Annotated in this window: 19 protein-coding genes and 2 tRNA genes; 17 read left to right on the forward strand and 4 right to left on the reverse strand. The window is 64.1% G+C overall.

Translation table 11 applies throughout. The features are described from left to right. Nucleotides 1–145: 145 nt before the first annotated feature. Nucleotides 146–523 (reverse strand): hypothetical protein, encoded by a 378-nt coding sequence (locus tag GGQ88_RS12020; RefSeq protein WP_183613526.1) that lies wholly within the window; start codon nt 521–523, stop codon nt 146–148. Between the two features lie 110 nt (nt 524–633). Between GGQ88_RS12020 and efp the strand changes: the two genes are divergently transcribed. The 4 genes from efp to GGQ88_RS12040 all read left to right on the forward strand — a co-directional run bounded on the left by efp (nt 634) and on the right by GGQ88_RS12040 (nt 3,519). Continuing rightward, nucleotides 634–1,197 (forward strand): elongation factor P, encoded by a 564-nt coding sequence (gene efp / locus GGQ88_RS12025; protein WP_183613528.1) that lies wholly within the window; start codon nt 634–636, stop codon nt 1,195–1,197. Nucleotides 1,198–1,201: 4 nt separating this feature from the next. After that, complete coding sequence (locus tag GGQ88_RS12030) at nt 1,202–2,026, forward strand: inositol monophosphatase family protein (protein ID WP_183613530.1); 825 nt, start codon at nt 1,202–1,204, stop codon at nt 2,024–2,026. A 42-nt stretch (nt 2,027–2,068) separates the two neighbouring features. Beyond that, a tRNA-Leu gene (locus GGQ88_RS12035) sits at nt 2,069–2,152 on the forward strand. 50 nt (nt 2,153–2,202) lie between these two features. Further along, nucleotides 2,203–3,519, forward strand: coding sequence for an amidohydrolase (locus GGQ88_RS12040; protein ID WP_183613532.1), 1,317 nt, complete (start codon nt 2,203–2,205; stop codon nt 3,517–3,519). Here the strand turns inward: GGQ88_RS12040 and GGQ88_RS12045 are convergent. After that, a complete protein-coding gene (locus GGQ88_RS12045; protein ID WP_183613534.1) occupies nt 3,516–4,037 on the reverse strand; it encodes a hypothetical protein in 522 nt (173 codons plus the stop codon). The two genes, GGQ88_RS12040 and GGQ88_RS12045, sit on opposite strands and share 4 nt — an antisense overlap. A gap of 130 nt (nt 4,038–4,167) precedes the next feature. Here GGQ88_RS12045 and radA point away from each other — a divergent pair, with 130 nt between their 5' ends. From radA to GGQ88_RS12090, 9 genes are all read left to right on the forward strand, one after another. Then, nucleotides 4,168–5,535: a DNA repair protein RadA gene (radA, locus tag GGQ88_RS12050; RefSeq protein ID WP_183613536.1), complete on the forward strand. Its 1,368-nt coding sequence runs from the start codon at nt 4,168–4,170 to the stop codon at nt 5,533–5,535. An 11-nt stretch (nt 5,536–5,546) separates the two neighbouring features. After that, nucleotides 5,547–6,101, forward strand: coding sequence for a CvpA family protein (locus tag GGQ88_RS12055; protein ID WP_183613538.1), 555 nt, complete (start codon nt 5,547–5,549; stop codon nt 6,099–6,101). A gap of 1 nt (nt 6,102) precedes the next feature. Then, complete coding sequence (locus tag GGQ88_RS12060) at nt 6,103–6,519, forward strand: iron-sulfur cluster assembly scaffold protein (RefSeq protein WP_183613540.1); 417 nt, start codon at nt 6,103–6,105, stop codon at nt 6,517–6,519. Between the two features lie 86 nt (nt 6,520–6,605). Further along, on the forward strand, nt 6,606–8,231 hold the full coding sequence (locus GGQ88_RS12065; RefSeq protein WP_183613542.1) for an MFS transporter: 1,626 nt from the start codon (nt 6,606–6,608) through the stop codon (nt 8,229–8,231). Beyond that, entirely contained in the window at nt 8,224–9,285 is a 1,062-nt protein-coding gene (gene alr, locus GGQ88_RS12070; protein ID WP_183613543.1) for an alanine racemase, read from the forward strand. Before GGQ88_RS12065 ends, alr begins: the two co-directional genes overlap by 8 nt. A gap of 164 nt (nt 9,286–9,449) precedes the next feature. Beyond that, the gene (phaR, locus tag GGQ88_RS12075) at nt 9,450–10,001 is read left to right on the forward strand and encodes a polyhydroxyalkanoate synthesis repressor PhaR (RefSeq protein ID WP_183613545.1); all 552 of its coding nucleotides are present in this window, start codon (nt 9,450–9,452) and stop codon (nt 9,999–10,001) included. A 65-nt stretch (nt 10,002–10,066) separates the two neighbouring features. Then, nucleotides 10,067–11,614: a proline--tRNA ligase gene (gene proS / locus GGQ88_RS12080; RefSeq protein ID WP_183613547.1), complete on the forward strand. Its 1,548-nt coding sequence runs from the start codon at nt 10,067–10,069 to the stop codon at nt 11,612–11,614. Between the two features lie 56 nt (nt 11,615–11,670). After that, nucleotides 11,671–12,993 carry a M28 family peptidase gene (locus GGQ88_RS12085; RefSeq protein WP_183613549.1) on the forward strand — a complete coding sequence of 441 codons (1,323 nt, stop codon included), beginning with the start codon at nt 11,671–11,673 and terminating at the stop codon, nt 12,991–12,993. A 42-nt stretch (nt 12,994–13,035) separates the two neighbouring features. Next, the gene (locus GGQ88_RS12090) at nt 13,036–15,450 is read left to right on the forward strand and encodes a ribonuclease R family protein (protein WP_183613550.1); all 2,415 of its coding nucleotides are present in this window, start codon (nt 13,036–13,038) and stop codon (nt 15,448–15,450) included. Between the two features lie 54 nt (nt 15,451–15,504). Here GGQ88_RS12090 and GGQ88_RS12095 read toward each other — a convergent pair whose 3' ends face one another. Continuing rightward, on the reverse strand, nt 15,505–15,963 hold the full coding sequence (locus tag GGQ88_RS12095; protein WP_183613552.1) for a universal stress protein: 459 nt from the start codon (nt 15,961–15,963) through the stop codon (nt 15,505–15,507). A 168-nt stretch (nt 15,964–16,131) separates the two neighbouring features. Here GGQ88_RS12095 and GGQ88_RS12100 point away from each other — a divergent pair, with 168 nt between their 5' ends. The 4 genes from GGQ88_RS12100 to GGQ88_RS12115 are packed head-to-tail and all read left to right on the forward strand — an operon-like array spanning nt 16,132 to nt 19,495. Then, entirely contained in the window at nt 16,132–17,454 is a 1,323-nt protein-coding gene (locus tag GGQ88_RS12100) for a pyruvate dehydrogenase complex dihydrolipoamide acetyltransferase (RefSeq protein WP_183613554.1), read from the forward strand. Nucleotides 17,455–17,477: 23 nt separating this feature from the next. Continuing rightward, on the forward strand, nt 17,478–17,885 hold the full coding sequence (locus tag GGQ88_RS12105; protein WP_183613556.1) for an acyl-CoA thioesterase: 408 nt from the start codon (nt 17,478–17,480) through the stop codon (nt 17,883–17,885). Then, complete coding sequence (lpdA, locus tag GGQ88_RS12110) at nt 17,878–19,293, forward strand: dihydrolipoyl dehydrogenase (protein ID WP_183613557.1); 1,416 nt, start codon at nt 17,878–17,880, stop codon at nt 19,291–19,293. The genes GGQ88_RS12105 and lpdA overlap by 8 nt, the downstream gene beginning before the upstream one ends. 55 nt (nt 19,294–19,348) lie before the next feature. Continuing rightward, nucleotides 19,349–19,495, forward strand: a complete 147-nt coding sequence (locus tag GGQ88_RS12115) for a hypothetical protein (protein ID WP_183613559.1) — start codon at nt 19,349–19,351, stop codon at nt 19,493–19,495. A gap of 8 nt (nt 19,496–19,503) precedes the next feature. On the opposite strand, the gene GGQ88_RS12120 is transcribed toward GGQ88_RS12115, so the two are convergent. Continuing rightward, nucleotides 19,504–19,593, reverse strand: a tRNA-Ser gene (locus GGQ88_RS12120). Nucleotides 19,594–19,651: the final 58 nt, after the last annotated feature.

Below are 19,651 nucleotides of genomic sequence, written 5' to 3' on the forward strand. Positions count from 1 at the left end.
CTCTCTCTCCTCCCCGTCCTCTCTTCTTCCTTTTGCCCTCGTTCCTTTTTTGGGGGGGGGGGGGGGGGCCCCCCCCCCCCCCCCCCGCGGCCCCCCCCCCCCCCCCCCCCCACGAACGGGGTGGGATGCGTCAATTCATCAAACATCAGCCGGGCGTGGGGAGCAGCACCGGCCCTGCCTGAACGCAGCGGATGCCGGTCTGCTGATCGCCTTCGCCAAGTTCGCGCATCAGCGCACTGCCGTCCATCAGGAAGCGGCGCCCGTTGAAGGTGCCGCTGGTGAGCGTCAGACGGTCCGCCAGAAGCAGATAGGAGCCGCGCACGCCATCGGGCGCGATGTAGCTTGAATCAGGAACGGTGATGAAGCTGAGTTCGGGCTTGGGCACCGGAACGGCCGTGGCGTCACCGGGGATCTCGCAAGTCCAAGGTCCCTTCGGCAGGGTTTGGAGCATGCCGCCGGGGACCGCGTGGGCGGTGCCTGTGATGCTGCACAGGGCAAGGCTCAGGAATATCGCGCGCTTCATGGGCCTCGCGCTAGCACGCCGCGCAGCTCTCAAGCAATCGCCTGCTTGAAGCAATCGGCCCGAGCGGCTAAGGGCCGCGCTTCCCTACTCACGGTAAGGCTCTTTCCATCATGAAGATCAGCGGCGTGGACATCCGTCCGGGCAATATCCTGGAATACGAAAAGGGCATCTGGAAAGTTGCCAAGACCCAGCATACCCAGCCCGGCAAGGGCGGCGCGTTCATGCAGGTCGAGATGAAGAACCTGATCGATGGTCGCAAGACCAACGTCCGCTTCCGTAGCCAGGACACGATCGAACGCGTTCGCCTCGACACCAAGGATTTCCAGTTCCTCTATGCCGAGGGCGAGGATCTGGTGTTCATGGACGTGGAGAACTACGATCAGATCACGCTGCCGTCCGACCTTCTGGGCGATGCCGCTGCATTCCTGCAGGACGGCATGACCGTGCTGCTCGAAATGTACGACGAGCGCCCGATTTCGGTGCAGTTGCCCGATCAGGTCGAAGCCACGATCGTCGAGGCCGACGCCGTGGTGAAGGGCCAGACGGCTTCGTCCAGCTACAAGCCTGCGATCCTCGACAACGGCGTGCGCGTGATGGTTCCGCCGCACATCGGCAGCGGCACGCGGATCATCGTCGATGTGTACGAGCGCTCGTACGTCGGCAAGGTGGGCTGAGTAGATGGCAGCAATTTCCGGCCTGATGCGCGTGATGGAACGCGCGGCGCGCAAAGCGGGCGGCCGCCTGCGCCGCGACTTCGGTGAGGTCGAGCATCTTCAGGTCAGCAAGAAGGGTCCGGCGGATTTCGTCTCGAAGGCCGATCAGATGTCCGAGCGCACGCTGTGGGACGAGCTTCGCGAAGCGCGTCCGGGCTGGGGCTTCCTGATGGAAGAGGGCGGCGAGATTCCGGGTGACGACGGCAAGCCGCGCTTCATCATCGATCCGCTGGACGGCACGAGCAACTTCCTTCACGGCATTCCGCACTTCGCGATCTCGATCGCGGTGCAGGAACCGACGCTGGACGGCAGGGGCTGGGGCGAAGTGACCGCAGGCCTGATCTATCAGCCGATCACCGACGAGAGCTTCTGGGCCGAGAAGAGCCGCGGCGCGTGGCTGCAGGACCGCCGTCTGCGTGTTTCTGCGCGCCGCTATCTTGACGAAGCGCTGATCGCGACGGGCATCCCGTTTGCGGGACGTGGCGACATCAACGAGTGGGTGCGGATTTACGCCGAGCTCGGTCCGCGCATTGCCGGCGTTCGTCGCAACGGCGCGGCTTCGCTCGATCTCGCGTGGGTCGCCGCTGGTCGGTATGACGGATACTGGGAGAGCAGTCTGCAGCCGTGGGACACGGCCGCCGGGTGCCTGCTGGTGCGCGAAGCGGGCGGTTTCGTGTCGGACTACAAGGGCCGTTCGCAGCCAATCTGCGACGAGACGCTGCTTGCCGGAAACGATGCCCTGCATTCGAAGCTGCACAAGCTTCTGGTCGGCGCACTTCGCAACGCTTGACCTTTGGACCGAGGGCTGGCTAAGGGCAGCCCTCGGATCCGTGCCCCTGTGGCGGAATGGTAGACGCGAACGACTCAAAATCGTTTGTAGAGATACGTGCCCGTTCGAGTCGGGCCAGGGGCACCACTTCCGATAAAGTCGTTGTTTCGGGCGCCGCAGCGGGTAGCGTGGGCGTCATGAAACTTATGGCTGCCGCCATGTCGGCTCTCGCGCTTACTGTTGTCCCCGCACAAGCCGATGCCCTGCGCGATACGATCGCGCGGGATATGCCGGGACTGATGGATATCTATCGCGATTTCCACGCCAATCCGGAGCTGAGCTTCCAGGAGTTCAAATCTGCGGCCAAGCTGGCGGCGGAGGCGCGCAAGGCGGGGTTCGACGTTACCGAGAAGGTCGGCCAGACGGGCGTTGTTGCAGTGATGCGCAACGGGCCGGGGCCGGTCGTGCTGATCCGCGCCGACATGGACGCACTGCCAGTCGTGGAAAAGACTGGGTTGGCTTATGCGTCCAAGGTGCGCGGGACTTCGACCGCGGGGGTAGAGAGCGGCGTGATGCACGCGTGCGGACACGATACGCACATGACGGCGTGGATCGAGATTGCGCGACTGATGGCCGCCAATCGCAAGGGCTGGTCGGGCACGCTGGTATTGATCGGGCAACCGGCCGAAGAGATGGGCCTGGGCGCGCGGGCAATGCTGGACGACGGGCTGTACACGCGATTTCCCAAGCCGAAGTACACGCTGGCGTTCCACGATACCGGCGATCTGGCGGCGGGGGTGATCGGGACGATACCGGGGTTTGCGCTAGCCAACGTCGACAGCGTGGACCTGACCGTGCGCGGGCTGGGCGGGCACGGGGCCTATCCTCAAACGACCAAGGACCCGATCGTGCTGGCCAGTGCGATCGTGATGCGGCTGCAGACGCTGGTCAGCCGCGAAACCAGTCCGTTCGAGCCTTCGGTGGTGACCGTGGGCAGCTTTCACGCAGGGGCCAAGCACAACATCATTCCCGACGAGGCGCAGCTGCAGCTGACCGTTCGCAGCTATGGCGACAAGCAGCGCGACCGCTTGCTGAGCGGCATCGCGCGGATCGCCAAGGGTGAGACGATTGCGGCAGGCGTGCCGGACGAGCGGATGCCGCTGATCGTGGTGCGCGAGCCGCATACTCGCGCGACGTGGAACACGCCTGCGTTCACGCGCGAGGTGCATGGCAAGCTGACTGCGCGTTTCGGGAGCGAGCGCGTCATCGAGACGACGCCGACGATGGCGGGCGAGGATTTCGGAGAGTTCGGACGGGCCGATGCCGGGATCGAGTCGACGATTCTGTGGGTCGGTGGACAGCCTGCAGACAAGCTGGCGAAGGCGAAAGCCGAGGGTGTGAGCCTGCCTTCGCTGCACAGTCCATTCTTCGCGCCCGAGGCCGACAAGGTGATCGCGACGGCAGCCGAGGCGCTGGTCGCGACCGCGATGGGGCTGATGCCGGTTGCGGGCTAGTCGATCGAGTCAGAGCCTGCGCGCGCGGCCGAGGCGGCGGCGAGCGCGCTGACTTGCTGCGGCGTGGGCACGACCGGGCCTTCGCGCATGCGGCGCTGGCGTTCGTCTTCGAGCCGCTTGAGATAGGCTTTGCGCTGTTCTGGCGACATCTTCGCCAAAGCCGCCTGATCGACTTCGATGATGATCGGCGGGGACTTCAGCGCGAGGGCGGGCGGGATGTAGCTGCTGTTGCCGCTCACGCTGCCACCGCCGTCCATCGGCGCGCCGAATGTGCCATTGAACCCGCCGCTTGCGTTGCTGCGGGGCTTGTCACCGCGCTTGTCGACCAGCTTAGTCTTGCCGAACTTGCTTTCATCGGCGCGCTTGAGTTCGGCGCGCTGGCTGTTCTGCGCCATCGTCTCGCGCGTTTCGCCATCGGCGAACAGTGCGAAGACCGTCGTCAACCCGATCGTCAGCATCGCGAAGTGGCGATACATTTTCGGATCGATACCGAGGAAGTGGGAAGTTACTGCGGCCATGTGCTGAGGAAATAGCAGAGGCTCGTTAACGATGATGGCAAGCGGCATGGTTAGGAAAGTCTTGCCGGAATGGTGAAGACAGCCGATCGAGCCGGCTTGTGTTCCAGATATGTTCCGGATATGCGAGGCCATGGCCAAACCCAAACGCCGCTTTGTCTGCCAGGCCTGTGGCAGTGTTTCCAACCGCTGGCAGGGGCAGTGCGCCGATTGCAGCGAATGGAACACGCTGGCTGAAGAAGCGCCCGAGACGGTGTTCTCGGCCAAGCACGACCTTTCCGGCGGCGGCCGCAAGGTGGCGTTCGTTTCACTTGATCAACCGATTGCGCTGCCGCAACGGCGCAAGACCGGGATCGCAGAGTTCGATCGCGCTCTGGGCGGAGGGCTCGTCCCGGGATCGGCGATCCTGATGGGCGGCGATCCGGGGATCGGCAAGTCGACGTTGCTGCTGCAGGCTGCGGCCAAGGTTGCGCTGGCGGGCGGGGCGGCGGTCTATATCAGCGGCGAGGAAGCGTCCGATCAGGTGCGGCTGCGGGCGGACCGGCTCGGGCTGGGAAAGGCACCGATCATGCTGGCGGCGGCAACCTCGGTGCGCGACATCCTGACGACGCTGGGCACGATGACGCCACCTGATCTGCTGGTGATCGATTCGATCCAGACGATGCATTCCGATCAGATCGAGGGCGCGCCGGGGACGGTGAGCCAGGTTCGCGGCTGCGCGTTCGAACTGATCCGCTATGCCAAGGAAAACGGTGTGGCGATGGTGCTGGTCGGGCACGTGACCAAGGACGGGTCGATCGCGGGGCCACGCGTGCTTGAACATATGGTCGACGTGGTGATGAGCTTCGAGGGCGAGCGCAGCCACCAGTACCGCATCCTGCGCGCGATCAAGAACCGCTTCGGTGCGGTGGACGAGATTGGCGTGTTCGCGATGGCGGGCGCAGGGCTTGAGGAAGTGGGCAATCCCTCGCTGCTGTTCCTGTCCGGGCGCGACCAGGAAGTGCCGGGAAGCGCGGTGTTTCCGGCGCTCGAAGGAACGCGGCCGGTGCTGGTCGAGATCCAGGCCCTGACCGTGCGTCTGGCCAGCGGAGCGACGCCGAGGCGTGCGGTGGTTGGCTGGGATAGCGGGCGGCTCGCGATGCTGCTGGCGGTGCTGGAGGCGCGGTGCGGGCTGAACTTCTCGACGGCGGAGGTCTATCTCAACGTCGCGGGCGGTTATCGCCTAACCGATCCCGCGGCCGATCTCGCGGTGGCGGCGGCGCTTGTCTCGGCGCTGTCGGACAAGCCGTTGCCCGCCGATTCGATCTGGTTCGGCGAAGTATCGCTATCGGGTGAGGTGCGGCCGGTGGCGCATACGCCGGTGCGGCTGAAAGAGGCAGCGAAGCTGGGTTTCACGCGCGGGTGCGGGCCAGATGCGGGCGCGGAGAAGGTGGCCGGACTGCGCTATACGCCGCTGCGGCTGCTGCCAAATCTGATTGACCGGGTCATGGGCGGGTCATAGGTTCCGCGGCGATGACGGGCTTCGATTATGTTGTACTGCTCCTCGTAGGGCTTGGTGCGGTCAGCGGCTTCTTTCGCGGGTTCGTGGAAGAGGTGCTGTCGCTGGCATCCTGGTGCCTGGCGCTGCTGGCGGTCCATTATTTTCACGAGCCCGCTACTTATTGGCTGGCCGGGCATCTGCCGACGGAAACCGGGGCAGGCGTGCTTGCCTTTGCACTGCTGCTGCTTGGGCCGTATCTGGCGACGCGGTTCATCGCGCGGCGGATGGGAAGTGCGAGCCGAGAATCGCTGATCGGCCCGATCGACCGCATCCTCGGCTTCGGGTTCGGTGCGGTGAAGGGCTTCATCATCATCGTGCTCGGCTATTCGATCGTCGTGTTCACCTATGACGTGGTCTGGGGCAAGGACGGGCGGCCCGAATGGATCACCCAGTCGCGTACCTATCCGTTCCTCAATGCCGCGAGCGAAGAACTGCTTACGCTGATCTCCGAACGGCGCGAGGAGGCAGCCGATCAGGCGCGCGAAGTCGCCAAGCGCAAGGCTCGCGCTGCAGCGCTGGGCAACTGAGATGAGTGCTGGACGGGGGCTGTACACGCCCGAAGTGCTTGCTGCGGCGATGGAATTGACCCGATACCCGATGGACGATGCGCTGCCCTTCAAGGGATCGGCGCGTTCGCGCAGTTGCGGTAGCACGATCGACATCGCGGTGTCGCTCGCGTCCGATGGCGGGATCGCGACCGTGGGCATAAGGCCGCACGCCTGCGCGGTCGGGCAGGCCTCGGCTGCGCTGTTTGCGCGGGGCGCTGTCGGGCTAACTGCGGACGACCTTCGCGCTGCGCGGGCCGCACTTGGCGCGTGGCTGGCTGGCAACGGTCTGCGGCCCGAATGGCCGGGGATCGAGTTGGTGGAGCCTGCGCGCGCCTATCCGGCACGGCATGGTGCGATCCTGCTGGCGTGGGACGCCGCAATCGAGGCGCTGAAGTAGCATACGCCATCCCCGAATCCGGGGCTTTCGTGTGCCGGGGCAGTTCGCTAGAGCATCGTCAACAAGCAGGGTGGGATTCTTTCGCGATGACGACAACAAGCGGCGACCGCGCGACAGAACCCAGTGCATCCGACATCCGCCTGATCATCGCTGCAAGCTCTGCCGGCACGATCTTCGAGTGGTACGACTTCTTCATCTACGGCACGCTGGCGTCGATCATCGGGCGGACGTTTTTCCCGTCCGACAACGCGACGTTGCAGGTGTTGCTGGTCTGGGCGGGCTTTGCGGTGGGCTTCGGCTTCCGGCCGCTGGGCGCGATCCTGTTCGGCTATCTCGGTGACAAGCTGGGGCGCAAGTACACGTTTCTGGTGACGGTAACGCTGATGGGCATCGCCACGGCCGGGGTCGGGCTGATCCCTTCGGCCGATACGATCGGCCTGGCCGCGCCGATCATCATCATCTTTCTGCGCGTTTTGCAGGGGCTGGCGCTGGGTGGCGAGTATGGCGGTGCGGCGATCTATGTCGCCGAACACGCACCCGGCGGGCGGCGCGGCTATTATACCAGCTACATCCAGGCGAGTGTGGTTGGCGGGTTCGTGTTGAGCCTGATCGTGGTGCTGTCGAGCAAGGCGCTGATGAGCGCGGAGACGTTCGACGCGTGGGGCTGGCGCGTGCCGTTCCTGCTGAGCATTGCACTGCTGGCGATATCGTTGTGGATGCGACTGAAGCTGTCGGAAAGCCCGGTCTTCCAGAAGATGAAGGACGAAGGCGAACTGGCCGGAAACCCGTTCGTCGAGAGCTTCACCTATCCCGGCAACAAGAAGCGGATCTTCATCGCGCTGTTCGGCATTGCCGCCGGCCTGACGGTGATCTGGTATACGGCAATGTTCTCAGGCCTGAGCTTCCTGAAATCCGCGATGCGGGTAGAGGACACCACCGCCGAGATCATGGTCGGTGTAGGTGCGGGGGTGGGCATGGTGTTCTTCCTGATCTTCGGCGCGCTGTCGGACAAGATCGGGCGCAAGAAGCCGATCGTGATCGGATATGCGGCCACGTTGCTGATGCTGTTCCCCACGTTCTGGTTGATGGGATCGGCGGCCAATCCGGAACTGACGGCGGCGGCGGCGCGCAATCCGGTCATGGTGGCGGGGCCGTACTGCAGCTACAGTCCGTTTGCATCCGAACAACGAAGCAACTGCGGCAAGCTGCTCGCCGATCTTGCGGCTTCGGGGGTCACCTACACGCTGGTAAAGGCCCCCACCTTTGCGGTGAAGATCGGGACCGAGGCGTTCGATGTTGGAAGCTATCCATGGTCCGAGAAGGCCGCTGTGCGATCTGCCGCGCTGCAGACCGCGCTCTCGGATCACGGCTACGATTTTGCGAAAGTGACGCCGTCGCCGGGGCGGATCGCAACGGTGATCCTCGCGTTGTTGATGCTGATGGCGATGTCCGGCGCGACCTACGGCCCGGTGGCGGCGTTACTGTCCGAAATGTTCCCGCCGCGCATTCGCTACAGTTCGATGTCGATCCCCTATCATCTGGGCACGGGCTATTTCGGAGGCTTTCTGCCTTTGATATCGAGCTATATCGTGGCGCGGACCGGCGATCCCTATGCGGGGCTGTGGTACACCTGGGTGATCGTGGCCGTGGCACTTATCGTGGCGATCTGGGGTCTCAAGGGCGGGCTGCCGACAGAATTCGTGGATGACTGACGCACCGCCTCCGCCCCCATCGCCGCTGCGGCTGAGATTTGACGCCGACGCATTGCGCACCAACTGGCGAGCCCTCGATGCCCTGTCCGGGCAGGCGAAGGCAGGTGCGGCGGTCAAGGCTGATGCCTATGGCATCGGCGCGGTGCGCGCGGTGCGGACGCTGGCCGATGCGGGGTGTCGCACGTTCTTCGTGGCGCACTGGGGAGAGGTCGCCGATCTCCTGCCGCTGGTTCAGCCTGAGCAGATTGCGGTTCTGCATGGTCCGATGAACGATGCCGATGTCGCATTTGCAAAGGCGAGCGGCGTGCGGCCGGTGATCAACACGCTGTCGCAGGCGCGGCGCTGGCGCGAGGCTGGTGGTGCGGCCTGCCATCTGATGGTCGATACCGGGATAAACCGACTGGGGCTGGGAATTGCCGAGCTTGGCGACCCGGTGCTGGGCGATCTGGATATCGACATCTGCATGAGTCACCTTGCCAGTGCGGACGAAGATGTCGCGCAGAACGACGTGCAGCGCGCGCGGTTTCAATCGGTGCGCGAGCAGGTCGGTGCAAGGCGGTACAGCCTCGCCAACAGTGCCGGCATCGCGCTCGGAGCGGCCTATCACGCGGATCTGACGCGGCCCGGGCTGGCGCTGTACGGCGGTATTGCGCGGCCTGAACTGGCCGGTTGCATTGCACAAGTGGCGTTTCCCGAAGTGGCGCTTATCCAGGTACGTGACCTGCGTGAGGGTGATTTAATCGGCTATAATGCGACGTTTACTGCGCAGCAGGCGATGCGCGTGGGCGTGCTGGCGATCGGTTATGCGGACGGGTATCTGCGGTGCTGGTCTGGCAAGGGTCGCTTCGACTGGCGCGGGCATGAGGTCCCGGTCGTCGGTCGGGTGTCGATGGATCTCACAATCGTCGATCTATCGAATGTGCCCGAATGTCGGGAGGGAGACTGGTTGACCGCCCGCTACAACCTCCCGCAGGCGGCGCGCGAAAGCGGGCTTTCGCAATACGAACTGCTGACTTTGATGGGGCGCCGGTTTTCCCGCTTTCACACGATTTGAACCGTTCTTGAAGCATCTGTCGCGCCCGCCCCGTCAGGCGGGCCTAGTGCCTGATCTTGCGTCTAAAATCATCCGTGACCAAAAGCTGACGACGCTTGTCATGTTTGTTGCGCTGCACATGCTGCACATGCTAATAGCACTATGTCGCAGTGGGGACGCATAATATGGCAAGCGAAGCAAAAGCCGGCGAAGTGGTGACGATCAAGAAATACGCCAATCGCCGTCTCTACAATACAAGCACCTCGAGCTACATCACGCTCGACCATCTGGCACAGATGGTGAAGGACAATGTCGACTTCAAAGTCATCGACGCCAAGACCGGTGCCGACCTGACCCACGCGATTCTGACCCAGATCATCATGGATGAGGAGGCAGCTGGCGAGCAGATGTTGCCGACGAACTTCCTGCGCCAGCTGATCGGGATGTACGGCAATTCGATGCAGGCATTCCTGCCGAGCTATCTCGAAGCGTCGATGGACCATTTCCGCGACAACCAGGCGAAGATGCGCAAGGCAATCGAGGAAAGCATCGGGTCTAATCCGCTCGCCCAGATTGCCCAGCGCAACATGGAAATGTTCAAGGCTGCGGCTGCTGCTTTCGTTCCCGGCGCTGTTGCCAAGGACGAGGATAAGCCCGCTTCGGAGACGAGCGAGCTGGATGCCTTGCGCGAACAGATGGCCGAAATGAAGCGCAAGCTGGACCAGCTCTCCAACTGATGTCGTGACCCGCAAGCCCAAGCTGGGCATTGCGGGAAACGATTTTGCGGCTTAACGGCTGCGCCATGAACCAGCCAGCTATCCGGCACGCGCTCAACGTCAAGCGCGCCGACGACTTCGCCCAGTGGTACCAGGCCGTGATCGCCGAGGCCGAGCTTGCCGAGGAATCCGGCGTGCGCGGCTGCATGGTGATCAAGCCGTGGGGCTATGGCATCTGGGAACGCATCCAGAAGCTGATGGATGCGCAGATCAAGGAAGCGGGCGTCGAGAACTGCTACTTCCCGCTGTTCATCCCGCTGTCGTATTTCGCCAAGGAAGCAGAGCACGTCGAGGGCTTTGCCAAGGAAATGGCGGTGGTCACGCACCATCGCCTGATCTCGGACGGCAAGGGCGGGTTGACCCCCGATCCCGAAGCGAAGCTGGAAGAGCCGCTGGTTGTCCGCCCGACATCCGAGACGGTGATCGGCGCGGCAATGGCGCGCTGGGTGCAATCTTGGCGCGACCTGCCGCTGATGGTCAACCAGTGGGCCAATGTGGTGCGCTGGGAAATGCGCACGCGGATGTTCCTGCGGACGAGCGAATTCCTGTGGCAAGAGGGGCATACTGCGCACGCCGACGAGGCCGACGCGATGAGCGAGACGCTGCGCGCGCTGGAAATGTATCGTGCCTTTGCCGAAGGGCCGCTGGCGATGCCGGTGATCGCCGGACCAAAGCCCGAGAACGAGCGCTTTCCGGGCGCGGTCGAGACGTTCTCGATCGAGGCGATGATGCAGGACGGCAAGGCCCTGCAGGCAGGGACGTCGCACTATCTGGGCACGACTTTCGCGCAAGCGGCGGGAATCAACTACCAGAACAAGGAAGGTCAGCAGGCGCTGGCGCACACGACATCGTGGGGCGTTTCGACGCGTCTGATCGGCGGCGTGATCATGACGCATGGCGATGACGACGGATTGCGCGTGCCGCCGCAGGTGGCGCCGCAGCAGATCGTGATCCTGCCGATGCTGCGCGACAACGACAGCGACGAGGCTCTGCTGGCGTACTGCGAGGATCTGCGCAAGGCACTGGCCAAGCAGTCGGCATTCGATGAACGTGTGCGCGTGCTGCTCGACAAGCGGCCGGGCAAGGCGACGCAGAAGCGGTGGGCATGGGTCAAGAAGGGCGTGCCGCTGATCCTCGAGATCGGTGGGCGCGACGCGGAAGGCGGGCAGGTTTCGGCCTTGCGGCGTGACCAGTTGTGGCGCGCGGATGCCAAGCCCAACTTCGTCGGCCGGGCCAAGGACGAGTTCATTGCGGCGGCGGGAGCCGAGTTGGAAGCCATTCAGGCTGCGCTGTACGATGAAGCCCGCGCGCGCCGCGATGCGCTGATCGTGCGCGATGTGACCGATCTGGCGGGGCTTTCAGCCTATTTCGCCGAAAGCGCGCAAGTGCCGGGTTGGGTCGAACTGGGCTGGTCGAAGCCGACCGGAGCGGCGCTCGACAAGGTGGTGGAGCAGTTGAAGGCGTTGAAGCTGACGATTCGCAACACGCCTTTGAATGCGCCGAAGCCTGATGGGCTGTGCCCGTTTACGGGCGAGCCTGCGGTCGAGACGATCCTGATCGCGCGATCGTACTAGCCACCTTTATTGGGGGGCGGACTTGGCGAGGCTGCTTCGGGCGGTCATGCTAGGCCATGCGCTACTTTCTCGTCGGTATCTCGCTAATCCTGTCCCACGCAGCGATGGCTGCTCCTGAAGACACGATATCGCAGGCGCGATTGCGTGCCGATGTCGAGCGCCTTGTCGGGTTCGGGACGCGGCATACGCTCTCGGTGCAGGACGATCCGGTGCGCGGGATCGGCGCGGCGCGGGACTGGGCGGAGGCGGAGTTTCGCAAGACGTCGCGCGGCTGTGGCGGCTGTCTCGAGATCGTGAAGCCCGAACGGATGGTGAGCGGGGGTGATCGTGTGCCGGTGCCGACGCGGCTTGTGAATGTCGTGGCGATCCAGCGGGGCACCGAGCGGCCAAACGAAGTGGTGATCGTTCAGGCACATATCGACAGCCGGGTGAGTGATATCCTGAACGCGACCAGCGATGCGCCGGGTGCCAACGACGACGGGTCCGGCGTGGCGCTGGTTATGGAGGCGGCGCGGGTGCTGTCGCAATCCAGGTATGCAGGCACGATCGTCTACGCCGCGCTTTCGGGCGAGGAGCAGGGCTTGCTCGGCGGCAAGCTGCTGGCTGACTATGCGGCCGAGCAGGGCTGGACGGTGAAGGCGGTGCTCAACAACGACATCGTCGGCGGGTCGCGTGGGTCCGATGGCTATCGTGATGACACACACGTTCGCGTGCTTTCCGAGGGGCCGCGGGCCGATGCGACCGATGCCTTGCGCGCGCAGATGCGGCGGTTCGGCGGGGAGAACGACAGTCCTTCGCGCAACATATCGCGGTGGGTGGCCGGGCTTGCGGCGGGTGATGCCAGGGGTCTTGCGGCGAGGCAGATCTGGCGAGCGGACCGCATGGGCCGGGGCGGGGATCAGCTGCCTTTTTCGGACAAGGGCTATCCGGCGGTGCGCTTCACCGTGGCTGTCGAAGATTACGAGCACCAGCATCAGGATGTGCGGACGGAGGGCGGGGTGAAGTTCGGCGATACGGTGGATGAGATGGATTTCGCCTACCTCGCCAAGGTGACGCGGCTGAACGTGCGGGCGTTGGCGGGACTGGCGCGTGCGCCAACGCCGCCTGCTCCCGTGGTCAAGGGTGCGGTGCAGACGTCCACCGAGTTGGATTGGCAGGCGGTGCCAGGCGCGGCGAAGTATGTCGTTTGGCAGCGACGGACCGATGCTCCGGCGTGGGAGACGATGGTCAGCGAGACGGCGGCGACGGGCGTGAAGCTGGCGGGCGTGCGGGCGGATGACTGGTTGTTCGGTGTGAGTGCGGTGGCAGCCGATGGCAGCGCGAGTCCGGTGGCTTCGGCAGTGCCGGGCGGGCAGTTTGCGCCCTTGCCGAAACCTTGATCGCAGCTTGCCATCGGGGGGGCGAACGACCACATGGCGGGCATGGCAAAGTTCAAACATCCGCAAGGTCTTCCCACGCGTCAGCAGGTGCTGGACTTCATCGCTCAAGCCGAGGGGCCTGCCGGCAAGCGTGAGATCGGCAAGGCCTTCGGACTGAAGGGGACCGAGAAGATCGCGCTCAAGGCGCTGCTCAAGGATATGGCCGAAGAGGGCCTGATCGATGGCAACCGCAGTTCGTTCCACGCCATGGGTGGGGTGCCCAAGGTGACCGTGCTGCGCGTTGTCGAGATCGAGGACGGCGAGCCGATTGCCATTCCTGATTCATGGCAGCCCGACGATGCCACGCCTCCGCCGCGTTTGCGTGTGATCGAGGGGCGCGGCAATGCCAAGGACCGGCAGGCAGCGCTGAAGGTTGGCGACCGGGTACTGGCGCGGACCGAAGAGGCAGGCTCGGGCTGGCTGGCGCATCCGATGAAGAAGCTGCCCGCCAACGACGAACAGTTGCTGGGCGTGGTCGAACTGGACGGCACCGGCAAGGGTTGGCTTGCGCCGGTGGACAAGCGCGTGCGCAATTCGGTGCCGATTTCGGATCTTGGCGGAGCGGTTGCGGGGCAACTCGTGCTGGCCGAACCCGCGGGGCGTTCGGCGCGGGCGGGGATGAAAGTGACGGCAGTGCTCGGCGATCCGCTGGCGCCACGCGCATTCAGCCTGATCGCGATCCACAAGCACGGGATTCCCTTTATCTTCCCGCAAGAGGCGCTGGACGAGGCCAAGGTTGCGGCTGCGCTGCCGTTGAGCGAGGAGCACCGCGAGGACCTGCGGCACCTGCCGATCGTGGCGATCGACCCGAGCGATGCCCGCGACCATGACGATGCGATCTGGGCCGAGCCGGATGGCGCGGGAGGATTTCGGGCTCTGATCGCGATCGCCGATGTCAGCTTCTATGTGCGACCCGGCAGCCAGGTGGACCGCGAGGCGCGCAAGCGCGGCAATTCGGTGTACTTCCCTGACCGTGTAGTGCCGATGCTGCCCGAGGTGCTGAGCGCGGACGTGTGTTCGCTGAAGGCCGGGGCGGATCGCGCGGCGATGGCGTGTCATATCGCGATCGATGCGCAAGGGCGGATCACGGAGTGGCGGTTCACACGCGCTCTGGTGCGCATTGCCGAGGTGATTGCCTATGAAGAGGCGCAGCGGCGAATTGATGTTGCGAGTGGGGCACACCACCCCCCGGCCCCCTCCTCTGAAGAGGAGGGGGAGACGCTCAGCAAGGCCCACTCCTCTTTAGAGGAGGGGGTTGGGGGTGGTGGCGGTGCCGTAGGCATCGCTGTGCTGCAGAACCTTTGGGCTGCATGGCGGTTGCTGGAGAAAGCGCGGAACGATCGTGATCCATTGAACCTCGAGCTGCCCGAACGCCGCGTGGTGCTGAATGCTGCAGGCAAGATCGAGGAGATCGCGCTGCGTGAACGGCTCGACGCGCATCGCGTGGTCGAGGACTTCATGATTTCAGCCAACGTTGCGGCGGCCAAGGCATTGGAAGCCAAGGTCGCCCCGGTCGTGTACCGCATTCACGAGCCGCCGAGCCGTGAGAAGCTGATCGCGCTCAAGGATTATCTGGCGACGTTCGACCGCAAGCTGGCGCTGGGGCAGGTCATCACGCCTTCGCTGTTCAACCGGCTGTTGAAGGACGTTACCGACGAGACCGAGAAGGCGCTGGTGATGGAGGCGGTGCTGCGCAGCCAGACGCAGGCCTATTACGGGCCGCGCAACGCGGGGCATTTCGGCCTGGCGCTAGGCAGCTATGCGCATTTCACCTCGCCAATCCGGCGCTATTCTGATCTGCTGGTGCATCGCGCGCTGGTCGATGCCTACAAGCTCGAGCAGCCCGCGCCGAAGTCGGATTTACCGGCGTCATCGAGGCTTTCGGACCGTGATCGCGGCGATCTTGGACGGATTTCGGACGCAATCAGCGTGACCGAGCGACGCGCGATGGTGGCCGAGCGCGATACCATCGACCGCTATGTGGCGGCATGGCTCTCGGGCAAGATCGGCGAAGTGTTCGATACGCGAATCACCGGCGTCCAGAAGTTCGGTCTGTTCGCGACGATCATCGGGCTGGGTGGCGATGGACTGGTGCCGGTTTCGACTTTGGGTGCCGAGCGCTTCGGTTATGACGAGAAGGCGCAGCGGCTGATCGGCGAGGAAACTGGCGAGCAGTTTGCCATCGGCATGATCATGAAGTTGCGTCTGGCCGAGGCGAACCCGCTGACGGGTGCGCTGAAGTTCGAGCCGGTAGAAGTCGACGAGGGCGTGCGGCGGGTCGAGCGGCGCGGGTTTCGGGACGACGGCGGCGATCGCGGGAAGCCAAGTGGCAAGGGACGGCCGTTCAAAGCCGGGCATGCTCCCGGTAAGCGGGGGCGCCCTTCGAATATCCGCCATCAGGGCAAGGGCAAGCGCTGATTGAGAGCGTCGCGAAGCAATCCTGCGCGTCTGAAGTTGGGCTCTGCCCCCGCGTCAGGTAAGCCGGTCGATATCCTCGTCGGCCATGGCGCCGGGGACGATCATCAGCGGGCAGGGGAGTTGGCCTGCGATTCCGGCGAAGTGGGTAACCAGAGGACCTGGACTGCCTTCGCTGGCGGCGCCAAGTACGAGTGCGGAAATCTCGGGGTGATCGGCGAGATAGGCGCGGACGACTTGCGGGCCATCGCCCTGGATCACCGCGATGACCGGGGTGAGGCCGGACTGGCTGGTCAGGCTGCCCGCCGCTGTCATGGCCAAAACTTCGGCGCGGTCGCGTGCTTCCTCCTCGATCGTGGCCTGGACGCCACCGAACACAGCGAACTCCTGTCGGGGGACGACGGCGAGGATGTGGACGGTACCGCCGGTGCGAACAGCGCGGCGGGCGGCGAAGCGCAGGGCGGCGCGCGCCTCCTCGGTCTCGTCCATCATGACCAGATAGATGCGCTGCGGCATGATTTGACCCTCCAAACTGCTAGGTACCGGCAAATTCGTATGCGGTGCAAGCGGCAAGCCACTTGACCAGACGCGCCATGCTGGTGAAATGGGGACTACAAAAGATGCAGGGCTGGTTTCCGTTACGGCGGACCGCATGCTGCGCCACCTAGACGGAACCACACCGCCATGCCCATCGCGATCAAGATGCCCGCCCTTTCGCCAACTATGGAAGAAGGCACGCTGTCTAAATGGCTCGTGAAGGTCGGCGACAAGGTTTCATCGGGCGACATCATGGCCGAGATCGAAACCGACAAGGCGACGATGGAGTTCGAAGCGGTCGATGAGGGCACGATCGTTTCGATCGACGTATCCGAGGGCAGCGAGGGCGTGAAGGTCGGGACCGTGATCGCGACGATTGCGGGCGAGGACGAGGATGCTGGTGCGGCTGCTCCGGCGGCAAAGGCGGCACCGGCTGCGAAGGCTGAGCCTGCGGCGGTGACGAAGGCTGAAGCTGCTCCTGCTCCGGTCGCCAAAGCCGAGCCTGCTCCTGCGGCAAAGCCGGTTGCAGTTGAGGCAGCGGGTGATCGCGTGATCGCCAGCCCGCTTGCCAAGCGGATTGCAGCCGACCGCGGGATCGATCTTGCGGCGGTCAAGGGTACGGGGCCGGGCGGGCGTATCGTCAAGGTGGATGTCGAGGGTGCGGAGCCCGGTGCTGCTCCGGTCGCGGTGACTGCGCCTGCTGCTGCTGCTACGCCTGCGCCGACAGCACCAAAGGCTGCAGTTCCGGTGGCCGCGCCCGCCGAGATCCCCGATTTCGGCATCCCCTACGAGGCGTCGAAGCTCAACAATGTGCGCAAGACGATTGCGCGCCGCCTGACCGAGGCCAAGCAGACCGTGCCGCATATCTACCTGACGGTGGATATCCAGCTCGACGCGCTGCTCAAGCTGCGCGGGCAACTGAACAAGGCGCTCGAGCCGCAGGGCGTGAAGCTTTCGGTAAACGATCTCGTGATTAAGGCGCTGGCCAAGGCGCTGGTGCAGGTGCCCAAGTGCAACGTCAGCTTTGCCGGAACCGAGCTGCGGACCTATTCGCGCGCAGATATCTCGGTGGCGGTGGCAGCGCCCTCGGGTCTGATCACGCCGATCATCGTCGATGCGGGCAACAAGTCGGTCTCGGCGATCGCGACCGAGATGAAGGCGCTGGCGGGCAAGGCGCGCGAGGGCAAGTTGCAGCCGCACGAATATCAGGGCGGCACCGCGTCGCTGTCGAACCTGGGCATGTTCGGGATCAAGCAGTTCGATGCGGTCATCAACCCACCGCAGGGCATGATCCTGGCGGTGGGCGCGGGCGAGCAGCGGCCCTACGTGATCGACGGTGCGTTGGCCGTGGCGACGGTGATGAGCGTGACCGGCTCGTTCGATCACCGCGCGATCGATGGCGCAGATGGTGCCGAGCTGATGCAGGCGCTGAAGGTGCTGATCGAAAATCCGCTCGGGCTGGTGGCCTGACTCTCACGACAGAGGATGCAGGAATGGTCGATCCGCTGGCACTTGGCGAACCGGCCATTCGCATCACTGCCATGCCCGCGGACGCAAATCCTGCAGGCGATATCTTCGGCGGATGGCTGATGGCGCAAATGGACATGGCGGCCGGCATTGTCGCGGCGCGGACTTCAAAAGGAAGGGCTGCGACGATCGCGCTTGAGGGGATGAAATTCCATCATCCCGTCCACGTCGGCGACGAAGTGTCAGTCTATGCCAAGCTCAGCGCTTCGGGTCGCACCTCGATGACCATAGACGTCGAGACCTGGCGTCGCGCCCGCACCGGTGAGGAGCGCCAGATGGTAACCCAAGCGCGATTTTTCTTCGTCGCCATCGACGAAAACCGCAAGCCGCGGCCCTTGCCGCGAAACGACTTACAGGAGCACTCACGTGGCTGAACAATATGACGTCATCGTCCTTGGATCCGGCCCAGGCGGCTATGTGTCGGCGATTCGTTGCGCCCAGCTGGGGTTGAAGACCGCGATCGTCGAGCGTGAGAATCTCGGCGGGATCTGCCTCAACTGGGGCTGCATTCCGACCAAGGCGCTGCTGCGTTCGGCCGAAGTGCTGAACCACATGAAGCACGCGGCGTCCTATGGACTGGCGGCGGACAATATCCGGGCCGATCTGGACGCGGTGGTCAAGCGCTCACGCGGCGTGGCAAAGCAATTGAATCAGGGGGTTACCCACCTGATGAAGAAGAACAAGATCACCGTGCACATGGGCGCGGGCGTGCTGAAATCAGCGACGTCGGTCGAAGTGACGAACGACAAGGGTGCCGAGACGATCAGCGCGAAGCACGTGATCATCGCCACCGGCGCGCGCGCGCGCGACCTGCCGTTCGCCAAGGCCGATGGAGAGCGGGTGTGGACGTACCGCCATGCAATGACGCCCAAGGAGCTGCCGACCGAATTGCTGGTCATCGGATCGGGCGCAATTGGCATAGAATTCGCAAGTTTTTACAATGATATGGGATCGAAGGTCACGGTCGTCGAGATGATGGACCGGGTCGTGCCGGTCGAGGACGCCGACGTTTCAGCGTTCCTCGAAAAGGCGCTGATTAAGCAAGGCATGACGATCCTGACCAAAGCTGGCGTCAAGTCGCTGACCGTGGGCAAGGACGGCGTGAAGGCCTCGATCACCAAGAAGGACGGCAGCGTCATGGAGGCCGATTTCAGCCACGTAATCGTCGCGGTCGGCATCGTCCCCAATGTCGAGAACCTCGGTCTCGAAGAGTGCAAGATCGAACCCGACAAGCGTTTCCACATCAAGACAGACGGCTTTGGCCGGACTAACGTTCCGGGCGTGTGGGCCATCGGCGATGTGACTGACGGGCCGTGGCTGGCGCACAAGGCGAGCCATGAGGGCGTGATTGCTGCCGAGGCGATTGCAGCGGAGCTTGGCAACAAGGACGTGCATCCGCACCCGATGGATCGCGGCAATATTCCGGGCTGCACCTACTGCCACCCGCAGATTGCGAGCGTCGGCCTGACCGAAGCGAAAGCCAAGGAAGCGGGCTATACGCTCAAGGTCGGCACATTTCCGTTCATCGGCAACGGGAAGGCCATCGCGCTGGGTGAATCGGAGGGCTTCGTGAAGACGGTGTTCGACGCCAAGACCGGCGAACTTCTGGGCGCTCACATGATCGGCGCGGAAGTGACCGAGATGATCCAGGGCTATGTTGTGGGCAAGACCCTTGAGACGACCGAAGCCGAATTGATGCACACCGTGTTCCCGCATCCCACGATCAGCGAATCGATGCACGAAAGCGTGCTGGCAGCCTACGGGCGGGCGATCCATATCTGACGTAAGTGACGGAACTTCCTGCGCGATTCGGTGTTGGATCGGCAGGAGAGATGCGATGGAATACGAAATCGTCGAGCCGATCGATTGCGGCTCGTGGGAAGATGAGTGCGAGCGTCGGATCACGCTCACGCCGTGGAAAGCGATCGCGACGGATGACATGCGTATCAACGCGGCCGACATTCCGGCATCGGAAGAGGCTTGATCAAAAACTGGCGGACAGGGTGGGATTCGAACCCACGGTGAGCTTCCACCCACGACGGTTTTCAAGACCGTTGCCTTAAACCACTCGGCCACCTGTCCGCGCGATCCGGCGTGCGCCGGAATCGGTTTGCCGTTAGCGCCTTAGTCATCGGTCGCA

The organism is Novosphingobium hassiacum (genome assembly GCF_014196055.1).
GTDB lineage: Bacteria > Pseudomonadota > Alphaproteobacteria > Sphingomonadales > Sphingomonadaceae > Novosphingobium > Novosphingobium hassiacum.

Excerpts from the sequence above, each read along its gene's own strand:
- GGQ88_RS12020 (WP_183613526.1), bottom strand. The coding sequence starts at position 523 with ATGAAGCGCGCGATATTCCTGAGCCTTGCCCTGTGCAGCATCACAGGC.
- efp (WP_183613528.1), top strand. The coding sequence starts at position 634 with ATGAAGATCAGCGGCGTGGACATCCGTCCGGGCAATATCCTGGAATAC.
- GGQ88_RS12030 (WP_183613530.1), top strand. The coding sequence starts at position 1,202 with ATGGCAGCAATTTCCGGCCTGATGCGCGTGATGGAACGCGCGGCGCGC.
- GGQ88_RS12040 (WP_183613532.1), top strand. The coding sequence starts at position 2,203 with ATGAAACTTATGGCTGCCGCCATGTCGGCTCTCGCGCTTACTGTTGTC.
- GGQ88_RS12045 (WP_183613534.1), bottom strand. The coding sequence starts at position 4,037 with ATGGCCGCAGTAACTTCCCACTTCCTCGGTATCGATCCGAAAATGTAT.
- radA (WP_183613536.1), top strand. The coding sequence starts at position 4,168 with ATGGCCAAACCCAAACGCCGCTTTGTCTGCCAGGCCTGTGGCAGTGTT.
- GGQ88_RS12055 (WP_183613538.1), top strand. The coding sequence starts at position 5,547 with ATGACGGGCTTCGATTATGTTGTACTGCTCCTCGTAGGGCTTGGTGCG.
- GGQ88_RS12060 (WP_183613540.1), top strand. The coding sequence starts at position 6,103 with ATGAGTGCTGGACGGGGGCTGTACACGCCCGAAGTGCTTGCTGCGGCG.
- GGQ88_RS12065 (WP_183613542.1), top strand. The coding sequence starts at position 6,606 with ATGACGACAACAAGCGGCGACCGCGCGACAGAACCCAGTGCATCCGAC.
- alr (WP_183613543.1), top strand. The coding sequence starts at position 8,224 with ATGACTGACGCACCGCCTCCGCCCCCATCGCCGCTGCGGCTGAGATTT.
- phaR (WP_183613545.1), top strand. The coding sequence starts at position 9,450 with ATGGCAAGCGAAGCAAAAGCCGGCGAAGTGGTGACGATCAAGAAATAC.
- proS (WP_183613547.1), top strand. The coding sequence starts at position 10,067 with ATGAACCAGCCAGCTATCCGGCACGCGCTCAACGTCAAGCGCGCCGAC.
- GGQ88_RS12085 (WP_183613549.1), top strand. The coding sequence starts at position 11,671 with ATGCGCTACTTTCTCGTCGGTATCTCGCTAATCCTGTCCCACGCAGCG.
- GGQ88_RS12090 (WP_183613550.1), top strand. The coding sequence starts at position 13,036 with ATGGCAAAGTTCAAACATCCGCAAGGTCTTCCCACGCGTCAGCAGGTG.
- GGQ88_RS12095 (WP_183613552.1), bottom strand. The coding sequence starts at position 15,963 with ATGCCGCAGCGCATCTATCTGGTCATGATGGACGAGACCGAGGAGGCG.
- GGQ88_RS12100 (WP_183613554.1), top strand. The coding sequence starts at position 16,132 with ATGCCCATCGCGATCAAGATGCCCGCCCTTTCGCCAACTATGGAAGAA.
- GGQ88_RS12105 (WP_183613556.1), top strand. The coding sequence starts at position 17,478 with ATGGTCGATCCGCTGGCACTTGGCGAACCGGCCATTCGCATCACTGCC.
- GGQ88_RS12115 (WP_183613559.1), top strand. The coding sequence starts at position 19,349 with ATGGAATACGAAATCGTCGAGCCGATCGATTGCGGCTCGTGGGAAGAT.